Raw genomic sequence first — 15424 nt, 5'->3', positions numbered from 1 at the left:
CGGGCGTCGATTGTTCGGTCATCGCCCTATGGCTGGGCCATGAGGCGATGGAAACGACGCTGACCTATCTTCACGCACATCTTGAGCTGAAGGAATCCGCACTTGGCAAGTTGAAGCCATACGAACTCGCAAAGGCCGAACGATTTCGGCCAAACGACCGACTTCTTGAATTCCTGAACGCCCTTTGAGCATGAGAACTATGCCGAATGTCAACGACCGGTTCTCGGTCGAAATGGCGGGCAAAGCGCTTCATACCGCCATGGATCGGAAGAGGCGCTCGGCATAGTTTGGCGGTCGGCATAAACGGCGAAGCTCAACGACGTCGATCCGCAGGCCTGGCTGGCCGACGTCCTCACCCGCGTCGCCGATACGCCGCAGAACCGGCTTCATGAACTGCTTCCGTGGAATTGGCAGCCCCGCCAGATCCTTATGGCCTCGGCCGCGTGAACACGCGCGCGGAACAGTTCCTCCGACCGCTGAAGACCTTCGTCCGTCAGGACCAAGGACTTGGCCTTGTTCGCAGGGTCTGTAATCAGCCCCTTCCGATGCAGCCGATCCGTCACATCCCAATCAAAGCTCTTCCAGGCGCATCGTTCATTGTGCAGCGTCAGCCAAAGCAGCGCCAAGACCGCATCATCGATCTTGTCCGTGTCGATCTCCATCCGCCCAGTCTAGCACAGATCACGCGTCTGCCGCGGCCCAGACCGGATGGTTACCGAAGGGGTGCGCGGCGTGCCGGTGCTCCGGCTGGTCTATCCCGAGCTGATTTACCGGCCATTCACTGCTGGTCTATGTCGCGTCCTGATGATGCCATCTCCCTGATTGGTGCTGTTTAGCACCCGCGTCGGCCTAGGGCTTCGCGCGGTCGACGATAATCCGGCCGCCGTTGACACCACTGGCATTTCGCGACCTGGCTGCGCTATCGTGCGGCATCTTCACCGGCGTTCTGACGGGCATGGCCGGCGCGTAGCTGTCGCTCGCCCAGAATGCCGGCTTGTCGTCAAGGATATGACCGCCAGCAACGCGCTGGCAGCGCTCATCGTCGCCAAGTGGAAACCGGTGCCAGCGAGGTTCGCGTGTCTGGCGTCGAAGGTCGCCATGGCCCGGAGGTGAAGCCGGCGAGGCGCTTGCGCTGACCATGCGTAATCATGCGGAGGATCGCGCCGCGCCGTGCATGCGATTGCATCTCTCGTCCCGCTGCGCTGCTGAGGCCTCTTCTGTCAGGCGGTCTAGGTTTCGCGCTTCGGGCCGAGCAGGAACACTGTCAGGGCGGCGAGGAACGTGGCAACAGCACTGTAGGCAATGGCACTGGCAATCCCAATATTGTCCACCAATAGTCCGCCGAAAATCGCGCCGGCTGCGATTGCCACTTGGAATGCTACGACCATCAGCACACCGGCGCTTTCGGCCTGCTCGGGAACTGCCCGCCGCACCATCCACGTCTGTAATCCCACCGGCACCGCGCCGAAGGCAAAGCCCCACGCTGCAACCGCAATCGCCGAGGCGAAGGCCGATGCTCCCGTCGTCAGCAGCGAAACAGCGGCTATCGCTATGAGCAGCGGTGCAAGGGCCGCGACTGCCTTGAGACTGTACTCGGCTAGAAGCCCGCCGGCCAAATTGCCGAAGAATCCGCCGATGCCAAAAGCAAGCAACACAAGCGAGATCGTCTCGACGTCAAGCGCGGGAATCTTCTCGAGGAAGGCGCGGATATAAGTGATTCCGGCGAAGTGGCCGGAAGCGACCAGCAGGACGACCACAAGCGCGACCTTGACCATCGGAATCTTAGCCACATCCAGCAGGCTGCGGAAGCTAGCCACTCCAATCGGAGGCAGTCTCGGAATGGTTATGAGTTGCACCAGCAGTGTAGCCGCGCCGCCAACTGCGGCGAGCATGAAGGCGCTTCGCCATCCCCAGATATCGCCGACATAAGCGCCGATTGGAGCTGCGCAAACGGTAGCCACGGAAACGCCGGTGAGGATGATCGACATAGCGCGCGGCAGGAGGTGGCTTGGAACGAGCCGCATCGCCAGTGCTGCCGACATCGACCAGAAGCCTCCGAGCGCTATGCCGAGCACGACGCGTGCAGTCAGGAGAACCGCCAGCGACCACGCGCCGGCCGCCAGAACGTCCGACAGGATCAGCAGCAGCGTCATCGCCCACATGACGATCCTGCGGTCCAGGCGCTTTGTGATGATGGCCACCGTCGGCGCCGAGATCGCCCCGACGATAGCGGTCGCCGTCATCGCCTGTCCAGCCGCTCCCTCGGTGATACCGAGATCATGTGCGAGCGGCGTGAGCAGGCTAACAGGCAGAAACTCTGCGGTCACCAGCCCGAAGGTGCCCAAGGAAAGCGAAATGACCGCACCCCATGCGGGACCAGACGGTGGGACGGGCTTTTCTGAGTCGTGCAGAACAGCGTCCACGACGCCTGCCGCGGATTGGGTCATGAACGAAGTCTCCACTTTGATGCAATGCAACCTGATGTTGGCTGCCTTGACCCAAATTTAAAAACACAAGCGCATTTCCCGGCGGCGTTGCACGGAGGAGGGGATGTTCATTGCTTCGCGATATTTTGTGACGGTGCGGCGCGCAACATCGATGCCGGTTTCCTTCAGCCGGGCAGCGATGTCCTCATCGGAAAGCACGTCACCGTGAGATTCTGCGGCAATCATCGCTTTGATCCGATGGCGGACAGCTTCGGCGGAGTGCGCATCGCCGCCTTGGCAGGACGCGATCGCAACGGTGAAAAAATACTTCAGTTCAAAGACTCCGCGCGGGGTAAGCATGTACTTGTTCGAGGTCACCCGGCTTACGGTCGACTCGTGCACGCCGATCGCGTCAGCGACGGTCCTGAGATTGAGAGGCCGCAGATGGGCGACGCCATGTTCAAAAAAGGCATCCTGCTGGCGCACGATTTCAGCCGCAACCTTAACAATCGTCTTGGCGCGTTGATCGAGACTGCGGATCAGCCAGTTTGCGTTTTGCAAGCATTCGTTGAGAAATGCTTGATCTTTCGAATTTTGGACGGTGTGACGCGAGACTTCGGCATAGTAGGCTTGGTTGATCAGCAGCTTGGGCAGTGTGGCCGGATCAAGTTCGATCTGCCATCCGCCTCCCGGCGAGGGCGTGACCCACACGTCGGGTATGATGGATTCCGACGCACCGGACTGGAACCGGTTTCCAGGCTTGGGATCGAGCGCCCGTATCTCATGCATCATGTCGAGAAGGTCTTCTTCATCGACGCCGCAATGCTGCTTCAGTGCCTGAAAATCGCGTCGCGCAAGCATTTCAAGATGGGCAACCAAAGCTGCCATTGCCGGGTCGAGCCGGTTTCGCTGGCGCAACTGGATCTCGAGGCATTCTCTGAGAGTTCGCGCAAAAATTCCCGGTGGATCAAATTGCTGCAAGGTTCCGAGAACCCGTTCCACATCAGCCTCACGGACATTCAGGCTCTCGGCCAGCTCCAAAAGGTTTGCCCGAAGATAGCCAGTGTCTTCCAGATCGGCGGCAAGCTGGCCAGCGATCAGCCGCTCCTGTGGTGTGAACGCAGTGAGGGCGATCTGACGAGCGACATGGTCGTGCAATGTTTCGGCGAGGGTGGCAAACTCGTCGAGGGAAGGGCCATTGCCCGGCGGGTTGTTGGTCGTGTTGCGAAGTGATTTCCATTGCCCGAGCCGTTCAGGCGACCCTGCCCCGGTCGGTCCGTCAACGGCGTTTGCGCCTGGGCCGATAGGCTGATCCGCTCCCGAAATCGAAACATCGTCAAAAGGCCCGCCATCGTTTGACGCAGATTCCAAGATTGGGTTCTTCTCGATTTCCCGCTCCACGAACTGATGCAGTTCAGTATGCGCCAGTTGCAGCAAGCGAATCGACTCAATGAGTTGAGGCGATGCGACCATGGATTGCTTCTGGCGCTGAAGCAGGCTTGCTGAGGATTGCATGGTGAGCGCGATGGTCCTGTCGAGGAGCCTCTTGGGGCGGGCAATGGCACCAGTGAGACGTTTTCTAGGTCATGCGGCGGCTTTCAGCGTTTCGAGAACGTTTTGCGGGGATGAGACGCCATAGGGGTCGGCCTCGCAGTTGTCGGAGAAACCTTCCTCCTCGAACCACTGCTCCACCACGCCATTGTTGATCAGGGCGGCGTAGCGCCAGGACCGCATCCCGAAGCCGAGATTGTCCTTGGCGACCAGCATGCCCATCTTGCGTGTGAACTCGCCTGAGCCATCCGGGATGAGCTCGACCTTCTGCAGGCCCAAGGACTTCCCCCACGCATTCATGACGAAGGCATCGTTGACGGAGACGCAGTAAATCGCGTCAATTCCCTCCTTCTCAAACTCATCATAGAGCTCTTCGAACTTGGGCAGTTGGTAGGTCGAGCAGGTCGGGGTGAAGGCGCCAGGCAGTGAGAACAGGATGACGCGCTTGCCGGCAAAGTAGTCGTCAGATGTCTTTTCTTCCCAGCGATATGGATTTGGCCCCTGGACTGACTCATCGCGAACACGCGTGAGAAAGGTGACGAAGGGAACCTTCTTTTGAACGGTCATCAACTTGCTCCTCAAGAAAAAAACTGGCGCGCTGGATTCTGGCAGAGGCTGGCGCAATACCGAGCAAAGGCTCGTATGCCGGGCACGAAATGACGCCTCGCGGCTCGCACCCTCCTTTTTCCATCCCGATGTATGGGAACGTCTTGGCTGCTGGTCTTCGCCAGCCGAACGCAATCGATCTGAGCGAGCTGGAGGCCGTTGAGCCGCTTGGGCAATCTTTCCACGGCTATGACGCCGGAAGCGGCATCGATCACTCGCGCTCGTGCCCGGGAAAAAGTGATAGCGGCCGGAAGTAGCCAATGTCGGAAGCGTGTGGAGGCCTCAAATGTGACTTCACGCAAGAGACCCGCGTCACTGAACTGGTTGAGCGTATTGTCGTTATTTGCCAGTGACCCGCCGACCTTGGCTTGGGCGACCCTTTGATAGGGCTCTTGGGCACTCACATGCTGATCAGAACCGGTAAACGGCAATTGCGCGAGCGCCATGTATTGGCGTGCCGGCATCGGACCAGCGGTGCGCAAAGCGGCTACCGAGCACGGACCTCCGGAGGAGACTATGTAGCTATGTTCAGCGGGAACGGGCACCGTCTCCTCAGGCCACGGTCTAGAGCTTCGCGTGTCGGGCATGGCGCAAATCGCTTTCCTCGTCATTTGATGGGCTCTAACCCAGGAGCAGCAAGCGGCGTGCCATTTCAAATAGAGATGCTTTTGGACCGCCCTTTTTTTTCGGAGGCCGTGTCTTCGCCAAGATCGGGCGCGCGCTATAATCGCCTCGTAACCACACTCAACAACGGCGCTGTATGGTGCGGATATTCGGCGCTTCCGCCCGGCTGGGCAAAGACGAACCGGAAGCCGAGCCGATGCACTACCTCACACCGGCGGGCACTGCAGCGATTGCGTAGCGTGTGCCGCTAGCGTGTTCTTGCGTGCGGAGGCACGGCTATCGCGAACACGCGCCTGTCGCAGCAACCATGAGCGCGCGCTCTTCGGCAAGCGCCCTGATTCCGTGAGGATCGAATTCTCCAAGCGTGTCCTATTTGCAACCCTCTTATGTTCGAAACTTGACAAGAATGTCGCGGGCCCGACCGAAAGGTCGCAAAGGCGGCCACCGGCTAGCGGGCAAGCGGTGGAATGCAAACGGAGCGGCAAATCCGGCACGCAAGTTGGCGTAAGGGTTTGGTTCGGGCCGTGTAAACCAGCCAGATAGAAGCGATAGCCTCAGGGGAATAGGCTTTGAACTGCATCTGCTCTGGCGCCTAAGGCTCTGGCGCCATTGTCCTGTGGCACGAAACTCGACAATCTCTACAGTGTTTATCATCCGGCAAAGAGCGCGTCAGATTTACTGATCTTGATACGCTGCCATTCGGCCCAGTGCGTACGTCGCTGCGAAAACGGCCAACTGCATTAACAGATGGAGAAACTTCTGCTTCGTGTTGAAGGGAACATACTCGCACGCAAAGATAGCCATCGGAAGGCTAACGTGGGAGCGTGGCGTGCAGCAGAATTGGGATGGCGCGGAACTCGCCAGATGGTGGAGCCTCAACTTTGATGAACTCGCGCTGATCGAGACAAAGCCGTTACGGACCAGGCTTGGTTTTGCTGCGCAGATCGAGATGTACCGCTGGGCGGGAAGATTTATCGATCACGCGAGTGAGATTCCAGCGGAGCCTGTTTCTTATCTGGCCGAGCAGCTTTCGGCCGCGCTGACCGATCTCGATGGCTACGATTGGGCTGGCCGGACCGGCCGCCGCCATCGGGAGGACCGACGCGTCATCCACCCTGAAGACGGCCTTCCGATCGAAGGCGTGGTTCCCGCCCGCTGGCGCGACCTGGTCTTGGAACGGGATGGCGCCGGCTGCTGGCAGATCAAGCGCATCAACTCTGTTACGGGAGCGAATTCGCTGTAAGGAAATCTGGGTGGTGGGGGCTGATCGCTATCGCAACCCAGATGAGGACCTGCCGCAGGATTTTACCGACGACGCGCCGATTACTATCGCGACCTCGGCCATACGATGGATGCGAAGGCCTTCGTATCCAGGTTCAAGGTGGAGATGGCGGCTGCGCTGCATTCGCCTGAACGCCGGACTGCCCGACAACCCGCATGTCCGGCTTCTTTGGCGCGGCCGCAACCGCATCTCGCTCTCGCCGCTGGAACCGTTACCGCCCCCGCCGAACCTCGATGCGGTGAAGGCCGAGATCGAGCGCCGCTGGCCGGGCACAGGCTTGCTGGACGTGCTCAAGGAAGCGGCACTCAGGACCGGATGTCTGGAACAAAAACCTCGGACAACCGCGTCATCCTTGATGCATCCACCTTGCAGAGCCGGCTGCTGCTTTGCCTCTATGGACTCGGCACGAATGCCGGTCTGAAACGCATCAGTGCCGGAACGGAGGGTGTGTCCAATGCGAGCTGCTCCATGTCCGCCGCCGTTTCATTCACGGCTCGTTGACCGAGGCAATTGACACGACGACGCCGGCGGGACGCATGATGATGCAGATGCTCGGCTCGCTCGCCGAATTCGAGCGTGCTATCGTGCGGGAACGCACAATGGCGGGTCTACAGGCAGCCCGCGAACGCGGGCGAAAGGGTGGACGCCGAAACTAACGCCCAATCAGTGCTCCGAAATCATCGGCATGTTAAATGAAGGCCGTCCGGCAGCTGAAATCGCTCGTCTCTTTCGCGTTCATAGGGCCACCGTCGGGCGCATCGGCGCCGAGGTCAAAATAGCCGTTCGCTGAATGTTCTTTCAGTTGGCCGTTTTCGCAGCGACGTACGCACCGGGCTATTATTGAGCTCCTTTCGAGTCCGGCTTGAGCCGTCGTAAAATCTGCCAATCTGTCTGGATTTCGCTCGACATCTGTCGGATTTGTCACGGTCGCGACACGGTAGCGCTCGGCCCGGCGCTTGCCGCACTATCATGGGAGCCCTTGAAGCATAAGCACAACATCTCTTCTGAGGCTCGATCCGCCAAATTGGCACGAGTTTTGAAAGTCCCTGAGTGCACGGCGGCGGCTGCGGCCAACCGGCACGCATGCCGCGGCTCTCGCGACCAATGGAACGAAGAGAGGAAAGCACCATGGCAGGTCTGCGTCAGATCGCCTTCTACGGGAATGGACGCACCGGCAAATCCACCACCTCCCACCGCGTAGCGTTCCATGACCTAAAGAGGATCTGGTAGATGAGAAAAGTCGTAGCCGCCAAGCTTCATGGCATTACCGTCACTGATGCGGATCTGAACTACCACGGTTCGATCACACTGGACCCGGATCACTGCGATGAGGTGGGGATCTTTCCACTGGAATTCGTTGACATCTGGAACAAGGCGTCAGGTGCGCGTATCAGCACGTATGTCATTTATGGTGAAAGGGGTTCCCGTTGCTGTGTGCTGAACGGAGCTGCCGCTCGTACCTGCCAGGTCGGAGACGAGATCATCGTTTGCTCCTCCGCGTACGTTGATAAGGAGCAGATCGCCAAGATCAAGCCGCGAATATTAACGTTCAATCGGGGCAATTCTGTCCGCGATCGCATGTTCTACGATGTCAGCGTCCGGGAGGATGGAGCGATGACGTTCGCGGTCCGCAAGGGCTCAGCGATGGGAAGGTCTTGATCCCGGTCCGAGTCCCTCGCTGATCGGCGAGATCGGCCTAGGCCGCGACATTCCAAACTCAGCAATAAGCCGCCTCGCAACTTAGTCCGAAGAGGAAACGAGCATGCTATTGGCACTCATGTATGGCGGACGGTCCGTTGAACACGACTGGTCGATTGCAATGTACAATCACTTCGCTGACGTCCTTAACAACGCTGTTGATGTGAGTATTTCGCCAGCATTTATTTATTATATCAGCCAATCCGGGGATTTGCTCAGGCTCGCCCTCAACCGGGATCGCCTTCCCAAGCATGATGAGTTTACGACTCGCGCCGAGACCTATCCGCTCACCTCGCTCGCTTATATACTAAAAAATGACAGCATTTTCGTCTTCTCACTTCTTCAGGGCCAAGACGGAGAGGACGGGCAGATCCAGGCTCTTGCCCAATTCTATGATGTCCCGGGCAGCTTTGGTGACAAGACTGCGGCCATGCTCTCCGCGGATAAGTATTTGCAGGGCTTAATCGCCAATCGACTTTGTCCCGATCTGACCTCCATTCCGACGATCCACGTCTCCCAAGGTGATCTCGACGCTGGCATAGCCGAGGCTCTGATGTACCTTGCTGGACCATGTGTTCTCAAGCCGAACACGCTCGGAGGATCCTTCCTCACCGAGTGTGTCGACAATCTGTCGGAGGAGGGCCTTCGTTCCTATTCCGAACGGATCGCTGCGTATGATGCCTCATTCTTGGTCCAGCAACGGATTGTCGGAACAGAGTACACCTGCGGCGTCTTGATTAACCGCCATGAAGTTACAGTACTTCCGGTTGCGCGGATCAATAATCCCTCGGGATTTCTGGGCTATGATCAGAAGACGCAGAAAGGCAGCTACATTGTTGAGTTCCATAAGATTGAGAACAACCTTCAGACCCGCATCTCCTCGATATCAACGAAGATTGCTCGGGAGTTCAGGCTCCACACCTTCGGGCGCCTCGATTTCATCGTCGATGACCATCAACGCGTCTATTTCTTCGAAGTCAATGTGGTCCCGGGTCTGACGGCAGGAAGCATTTTTCCGATGATGCTCGCAAAAGCGGGATTCGATCTGTGCCATGTCATTGGGCTGGCTGCCTCCAATGAGATCTACCAAAGGCATCGCGAAGAGGTTCGCAAGATCGAGACCGGCCGCATCCGTTATGGATTGCGATAACCAATGGCAGCTTCGCTACCATTTCCGCTTCCTAGGAGGTTGCAGGTCACTGCCCAGGGCCAATGCTTCATTGCCATTCACTCGACATAACGGTTGACCTCAACAATCTTGCCTGGAACTACGACGAGTTCCGGGCTCGTTGTCCTGGTGCCACCGTTGCGGCAGTCGTCAAGGCGGACGCCTATGGGGTGGGACTCAGTGCAGTTGCTCGCCGTTTGGCCTCCAACGGTTGCACAACCTTTTTCGTGGCTCATCTCCAGGAGGGGGCTCGGCTTCGCCGGCACAACTCCGCTGGCGAGATCTATGTCCTGAACGGTCTTCTTCCTGGAACCGAACCCGCCTATGAGACGCTCAACCTCAAACCAGTACTCACGTCGGAACTTCAGGTTCGGCTTTGGATCGCGTTCTGCCAACGTGAAGCCTGGACTGGAGGGGCCGCCCTTCATGTCGACACCGGGATCAATCGGCTCGGCTTCCGGGTCGAGGAACTGCCTGCCCTGAAACGTCTGATCGCAGGCCGCACGCAATATTTCGATCTGATCATGAGCCACTTTGCTTGCGCCGACGATCCCTCAGATCCTCGCAACGGGGAGCAGATCGAGACCTTCTGGCAAGTCCGAAGGGAGTTTGCAGAGCTCCGACGGGCCTCGCTCGCGAACTCGGCAGGGTGCTTCCTCGGTTCTAATGCTCACTTCGACCTGGTGCGTTCGGGTATTGGTCTCTATGGCGGTAATCCGTTTGTGACCCGCAGCAACCCCTTTCGACAAATCATTTCAGCCAATGCGAGGCTCCTCCAGGTGAAGACTCATAGACAAGGAGATTATGTAGGCTACGGACGAGCTTTCCGGCTCCAAGGGGACAGCCTGATTGGGGTCATCTCTATGGGTTATGCAGACGGATACCCGCGCTACCCAAGTCTTGGGAATCAGGATGGACTGGAGGTCTATTATAAAGGTCGGTCAGCCCACGTCATCGGTCGCGTTTCCATGGACACATCGATCATTGACCTTAGCTCGGCAGCGGATCTAAAGCCGTCGCTCGGTGATCTGGTCGAGGTCTGTGGCCCGTCGCAATCGCTAGATGAGCTCGCCAAAGCAATAGGTTCTATACCTAACGAGGTCTTGACGACGCTTGGCTCAAGATCCGTTCGATCGTATGTCGGGGATCACGTGCTTTCGGTCGCCGCATCGCTTCATCGGCCAGGCAATCGTCGTGATTGCTGACATATCTCCCAATGTCCATTTGAGCCGCAGCAGCGGCTCGTCACGGGAACGGCTGATGGATGGGGCTGATGCGCAGTAAAGTAGGTGGAGGTAGTCCATTCCTACTGCCGCATCCGAACACCTTCCGAGGACGGACCATGATGCTCTAGAGGACGTCATGCACAACTATGGACGACTGAATAGCACAAGCCGAAAAGATGCGGCGCATCAGGCGCCTGTCGCCTACCCTTTCGTCGAGAAGATCAAGGAGCGGCAGGCGACAATCTCGCGGGCAGAAAGCATCATCGCGGCTTACCTTCTCACCCATCTCCGGGAGATCCCGTTCGAGACGGCGGCCTCGATCTCCCGCAAGCTGAATGTCAGCGCTATGACGGTGGGGCGCTTCCTGCGTTCCCTCGGCTATGAAGGCCTTTCCGCCCTGAAGGAGGAGTTGAGCAGCACCGTTCATCGGATCGACTGGTTCGTGGGCGAGCGCTATGAACATATCATCTCGCCGGATCGTTCCAAGAGCGAGGAGGACGGAGCCGCACCGGACCTTTCGAGGAGTCTCGACTTGGAGCTGAAGGCAATCGTCAGCAACTACGAGTTGGCTCGCACGTCACACTTCAGTCACGTTGTCGCATTGGTCGCCAAAGCGGATCGGGTTTATGTGGCGGGCTTTCAGACCGTGCGCGGCCTAGTTATGGACTTTGCCATGCGTCTCGAATACGCGCGCCCGCATGTCCGCTTCGTGGATGGCGTTAGCGGAACCTACAGCGAACTGTTCGCGGACGAAACTGGAAAGCCACTTCTCATCGTCGTGGATGTCCGGCGCTACGCGAAGCAGGCCGTGCTCTTGGCGCAGCAGGCCTCGCAAGCGAACATTGATCTCGTGATCGTCTCGGATGCGGCTTGCTACTGGGCACAAGATCTCACGGACAATGTTTTCCGGATCGCCACTGATGCTGACATGTTCTGGGAAAGCAACGCGCCGGTGACAAGCTTTCTTAATCTTATCGTAGACGACGTCATCTGCCGTCTTGGCCCTTCGGCCAAAAAACGCATTAAGCAACTGCAGAAGGTGCGATGTCACGTTGTCTGCGTATAAACGCGTTCCGGGATTCACAGTCCCGATCCGCATGAGAGATAGGCTTGAAACTCGTGCGATGGCACCAATGAGCCTCCAGTTGTCCAACTAACATGAATTGCCTGGGAAAGTTTTGGGACCGAGCCGAGCGCAACGTCGGTAAGGCGAGATGGTCCCGCCAGTGCCGTTGCAGCGGAGGGCTCGACGTCAATACCACAGATCGAATGCAGCCGACGAAGCCAGCCAAACGCTTCAGCATCGCCGATGGTGTATATGCCGGCCAAACGGTCGAAGAGCAGAGGCGCGACAAACATCGAAGCCGCTCCCACAGCGAGGCCATCGAGTTCCGTGCGGTTGGTCAGTGCGATGTCATAGACGGAAACCGCCTTGCTAGGCCCGCTTAACATCTGCACCAGCATGCAAGGAGAGTCGGTCGGTTCAGCGAAGAAGCAATGTACCTGCGGACCGAATATCAGCTTTAGCCCATAGGTGATGCCGCCGGGTGCGCCACCAACCCCGCAAGGCAGATAAACGACTAGCGGATGCTCAGAATCCACAAGCACACCCGCGGCAGCAAGTTGATCTGCCAATTCATACGCTGCGCAGGCATAGCCACTGAACAAGTCGGCGGATTTCTCGTCATCGACAAAATATGCGCTTGGATCGCCTAGAGCTATCTCTCGCCCACGTGCGACTGCTTCGCCGTAGTCACCTGCGTGTTCCACAACGGTCGCGCCATGGTCGCGCAGCCGCTGCTTTTTCCACGCCTTGGCATCGGTGGACATGTGCACGACGGCCCTAAACCCAAGAGCCGCGCCGAACAGACCGATGCTAACTCCAAGGTTGCCGGTGCTTCCGACGACGACGGAGTGCTGCGCAAATAAATTTCGCGCTTCGGAAGACGCCAGCGGCAGGAGATCCTGACCCGGCTCGATCAAATCGTTTTGGATTGCCAGTCGTTCGGCGTGCGCGATCACCTCGTGGAAGCCGCCACGCGCCTTTATCGAGCCGGCAATCGGCAAAGCGTGATCAGCCTTGACGAACCACGGTCCTGTCGGTGCGGGCTCGATCCCCGTGATCGGAAGTAGGGGCGAGTAGACGGGTGAGTATCCGGTGTCGGAGAGCTTGAAAAGCGCCCGGATCAACCTTTCAGATCGGCGCAGCCGGTCGCGAGCCTCGGCAACTTGCCGTGTCAACTCGGGCACATCCGCCGGATAAGCCCGCGCCCCAGCATTAAGCCACAGCCACGGGCTGCGATCCTGAAGATGGCTGAGTGCAGCTGAAGGTATGGTTTCGCCCGTCATCATGCTTCCTTCTACAGGGAACCGGTAGACCAGACATCGCGCTCAGGAAGCGAATCCTGAAAACGTGTGTCTGACAATTTTGTTATAATGCTATCGTATTGTAAAGAATATTATTTACCTATCATTTGGCGCGACCGCTCGCTAAAGTACGACGGACTGGAAAATTCAACAGACGAGGATACCAATGAAAACCACTCAGCGCTTGGCATCTGATGCGTCGGCCAAGCCGCGGGCACGCGAACTAGGGCTGCCGTTTTCCGGAAAGACCGGTTTCCATAACGCCGTAACCGATGTTGCCGGCGTAGAGGTGGGCTATTCGACCGTGATCAGCGACGCGCCGCCGTCGGGCAGAGGACCAGCGCGCACCGGTATCACTGCCATCCTTCCGCGAGGCCGCAGCGGTCCTCTTCGGGCGCCTGTGTGGGCGGGATTCCACTCCCTTAACGGCAATGGCGAAATGACTGGAACACACTGGATCAAGGAGGCTGGCTATTTCACGGGACCGATCGCCATCACCAATACCCACAGCCTTGGAACCGTTCATCAGTCGATCCTGGAATGGATGATCGACAAGCCCGACACCGGCGTCGGACCCTATAAGTTCATGCTGCCCGTGGTCGGCGAGACATGCGATGCCTACCTTAACGACATGGACGCCTTTCACGTTACCGCCGCGCATGTGAAGGAGGCTCTGGATGGCGCTTCCAGCGGACCGCTGGCCGAGGGCAATGTCGGCGGCGGGACGGGAATGATCTGCTTCGAGTTCAAGGGCGGCACGGGGACGTCGTCTCGCGTGGTCGACTTGCTCGGTTCCCGCTATACCGTCGGCTGCCTCGTTCAGGCAAACTTTGGAATTCGACCGCTCCTCAGAATTCTCGGCGTTCCTGTCGGCGAACACCTCACATCGAACCGGCTTTGGGCCGGCGAGCAGGGTTCGATCATTGCGGTGGTGGCGACAGACGCGCCTCTCATGCCTACCCAGTTGGAGCGCGTCGCACGGCGGGCGGGCCTCGGCATCGGCCGCACGGGCACGCCGGCAGGAGACGGATCGGGCGACCTTTGCCTTGCCTTCTCGACAGTAAACCTGACCACCAGTGAGTCGGCCACAGCACCCGCTATCGGCGATCTCGCTTTCTTACCGAACAACAGGCTCGACCCCCTGTTTGAGGCCACGGCGCAGGCGGTGGAGGAAGCGATCATCAATGCCATGGTGGCGGCCGAATCGATGGTGGGGCGCGAGCACAGGCTTGTTGCCGCCATCGAGCACGATGCGGTTAAGGAGATTATGCGCAACTATGGACGATTGAACGCATGAGCCGCAAGCAAGCGCCCCAGCCGGAGCCGCCCTCTTTTCCCTTCGTGGAGAAGATTAAGGAACGGCAGGCGACCTTCTCGAAGGCGGAAAGCGCCATCGCCGCCTATCTCGTCACGAATATCCGCGACATACCCTTTGAAACCGCGGCTTCGATCTCGAGCAAGCTCAAACTCAGCCCTATGACCGTCGGGCGCTTCTTGCGTTCACTCGGCTATGAGAATCTCGCTGCACTTAAGGAGGAACTGGGCAGCACAATCCATCAGATTGCCTGGCTTGTCGGAGAACGATATGAGCGCATGACGTCCGCTGAGCGGTCCAGGAAAGAGGCGGATAGTGCCGCGCAGGATCGTGCCGCAAGTCTCGATTTGGAATTGAAGGCTGTCATCAGCGCCTATGAGCAGGCCGGCACAGAACGTTTCGGAGAAGTGGCAGAGATGGTCGCCAACGCCGATCGGGTCTATGTGGCTGGCTTTCAGACTGTGCGCGGCCTGGCCATGGACTTTGCCCTCCGCCTCGAATACGCCCGCCCGAATGTCGGTTTCATGGACGGCGCCAGCGGCACATACAGCGAGTTGTTCGCAGACGAAACCGGAAGGCCGCTCCTCATTGTTGTAGACGTCCGGCGCTACGCAAAGCAGGCCATGCTCTTGGCCCGGCAGGCCTCGCAGGCGAACATCAATCTTGTCATAATCACGGACTCCGTGTGCTACTGGGCGCAGGAACTCACCGACGACGTGTTCCGAATTGCCACCGACGTCGATATGTTCTGGGAAAGTAACGCGCCAATGACAACCTTCCTCGGTCTTCTTGTGGATGAGGTGATCCACCGTCTTGGCCCATCGGTCAAGAAACGCAGCGAGCGGCTGCAAAAGCTGCAGGACAATTTCGGAAGTTTTGCCGATTAGCAGTCAGAATGCGGGCGAGCGTCCCATCGCCTCGTCAAGCCGTCCGCTCACGAACGCAAGGGCATCTACTCCAGCCGTTTGGCCAAGCCCTTGATGTCAGCCAGTTGACCACTTCGCGCTTGATCATTCGCGCGTCTGATGGTGGGACGCGACCAGGCTCCGAGATCGATAGAATCCTTCTCGGTCGCAAGTCGCGAACTACTCTCAGGCGAGGCTGCAAGCGCCAGCCTAAAAACTGTCAAAGCACTTGTGGTCCAGCGGCCGCCGGCGGGGC

Annotated in this window: 13 protein-coding genes and 5 pseudogenes; 12 read left to right on the top strand and 6 right to left on the bottom strand. The window is 58.5% G+C overall.

Annotation, left to right across the window (positions count from 1 at the left end; all coding sequences use genetic code 11):
* Window positions 1-188: pseudogene (locus NKI67_RS30855) on the top strand (integrase); the annotation flags it as partial.
* Window positions 189-303: 115 nt separating this feature from the next.
* Window positions 304-447 (top strand): annotated as a pseudogene (locus tag NKI67_RS30850) (transposase domain-containing protein); the annotation flags it as partial.
* Here the strand turns inward: NKI67_RS30850 and NKI67_RS30845 are convergent.
* Window positions 428-662 (bottom strand): annotated as a pseudogene (locus NKI67_RS30845) (DUF6429 family protein). The pseudogenes NKI67_RS30850 and NKI67_RS30845 overlap by 20 nt on opposite strands.
* Before the next feature lie 163 nt (window positions 663-825).
* On the opposite strand from NKI67_RS30845, the pseudogene NKI67_RS30840 reads away from it, so the two are divergent.
* A pseudogene (locus tag NKI67_RS30840) lies at window positions 826-1083 on the top strand (ABC transporter permease subunit); the annotation flags it as partial.
* A 146-nt stretch (window positions 1084-1229) separates the two neighbouring features.
* Here NKI67_RS30840 and NKI67_RS30835 read toward each other — a convergent pair.
* The 4 genes from NKI67_RS30835 to NKI67_RS30820 form a co-directional block, all read right to left on the bottom strand.
* On the bottom strand, window positions 1230-2447 hold the full coding sequence (locus NKI67_RS30835; RefSeq protein WP_352648560.1) for an MFS transporter: 1218 nt from the start codon (window positions 2445-2447) through the stop codon (window positions 1230-1232).
* Between the two features lie 57 nt (window positions 2448-2504).
* Entirely contained in the window at window positions 2505-3941 is a 1437-nt protein-coding gene (gene rpoN / locus NKI67_RS30830) for an RNA polymerase factor sigma-54 (protein ID WP_352648558.1), read from the bottom strand.
* 69 nt (window positions 3942-4010) lie between these two features.
* Window positions 4011-4544: a peroxiredoxin gene (locus NKI67_RS30825; protein WP_023801984.1), complete on the bottom strand. Its 534-nt coding sequence runs from the start codon at window positions 4542-4544 to the stop codon at window positions 4011-4013.
* A gap of 11 nt (window positions 4545-4555) precedes the next feature.
* Entirely contained in the window at window positions 4556-5029 is a 474-nt protein-coding gene (locus tag NKI67_RS30820; RefSeq protein ID WP_352648556.1) for a hypothetical protein, read from the bottom strand.
* A 1007-nt stretch (window positions 5030-6036) separates the two neighbouring features.
* Here NKI67_RS30820 and NKI67_RS30815 point away from each other — a divergent pair.
* The 7 genes and pseudogenes from NKI67_RS30815 to NKI67_RS30785 all read left to right on the top strand — a co-directional run bounded on the left by NKI67_RS30815 (window position 6037) and on the right by NKI67_RS30785 (window position 11647).
* Window positions 6037-6450 (top strand): DUF4158 domain-containing protein, encoded by a 414-nt coding sequence (locus NKI67_RS30815; protein WP_352648553.1) that lies wholly within the window; start codon window positions 6037-6039, stop codon window positions 6448-6450.
* A 10-nt stretch (window positions 6451-6460) separates the two neighbouring features.
* Window positions 6461-6910, top strand: a complete 450-nt coding sequence (locus NKI67_RS30810) for a hypothetical protein (RefSeq protein ID WP_352648569.1) — start codon at window positions 6461-6463, stop codon at window positions 6908-6910.
* Window positions 6911-6983: 73 nt separating this feature from the next.
* Window positions 6984-7136: pseudogene (locus NKI67_RS33945) on the top strand (recombinase family protein); the annotation flags it as partial.
* Window positions 7137-7719: 583 nt separating this feature from the next.
* Entirely contained in the window at window positions 7720-8148 is a 429-nt protein-coding gene (gene panD / locus NKI67_RS30800; RefSeq protein WP_352648551.1) for an aspartate 1-decarboxylase, read from the top strand.
* 103 nt (window positions 8149-8251) lie between these two features.
* Window positions 8252-9337: a D-alanine--D-alanine ligase family protein gene (locus NKI67_RS30795; RefSeq protein ID WP_352648549.1), complete on the top strand. Its 1086-nt coding sequence runs from the start codon at window positions 8252-8254 to the stop codon at window positions 9335-9337.
* A 62-nt stretch (window positions 9338-9399) separates the two neighbouring features.
* A complete protein-coding gene (gene alr / locus NKI67_RS30790) occupies window positions 9400-10560 on the top strand; it encodes an alanine racemase (RefSeq protein WP_352648547.1) in 1161 nt (386 codons plus the stop codon).
* A 157-nt stretch (window positions 10561-10717) separates the two neighbouring features.
* On the top strand, window positions 10718-11647 hold the full coding sequence (locus tag NKI67_RS30785; protein WP_352648545.1) for a MurR/RpiR family transcriptional regulator: 930 nt from the start codon (window positions 10718-10720) through the stop codon (window positions 11645-11647).
* A 14-nt stretch (window positions 11648-11661) separates the two neighbouring features.
* Here the strand turns inward: NKI67_RS30785 and dsdA are convergent, their stop codons facing one another.
* The gene (gene dsdA / locus NKI67_RS30780) at window positions 11662-12933 is read right to left on the bottom strand and encodes a D-serine ammonia-lyase (protein WP_352648543.1); all 1272 of its coding nucleotides are present in this window, start codon (window positions 12931-12933) and stop codon (window positions 11662-11664) included.
* Between the two features lie 181 nt (window positions 12934-13114).
* Here dsdA and NKI67_RS30775 point away from each other — a divergent pair, with 181 nt between their 5' ends.
* Both NKI67_RS30775 and NKI67_RS30770 read left to right on the top strand, forming a co-directional pair.
* On the top strand, window positions 13115-14245 hold the full coding sequence (locus NKI67_RS30775; RefSeq protein ID WP_352648541.1) for a DmpA family aminopeptidase: 1131 nt from the start codon (window positions 13115-13117) through the stop codon (window positions 14243-14245).
* Window positions 14242-15150, top strand: a complete 909-nt coding sequence (locus NKI67_RS30770) for a MurR/RpiR family transcriptional regulator (RefSeq protein WP_352648539.1) — start codon at window positions 14242-14244, stop codon at window positions 15148-15150. The genes NKI67_RS30775 and NKI67_RS30770 overlap by 4 nt, the downstream gene beginning before the upstream one ends.
* Window positions 15151-15424 lie beyond the last annotated feature (274 nt).

It is taken from the genome of Mesorhizobium sp. M0408 (assembly GCF_040321495.1).
Lineage (GTDB): Bacteria > Pseudomonadota > Alphaproteobacteria > Rhizobiales > Rhizobiaceae > Mesorhizobium.
The sequence above is the reverse complement of the archived record's forward strand: the minus strand, read 5'-3'. Positions and strand labels throughout refer to the sequence as shown.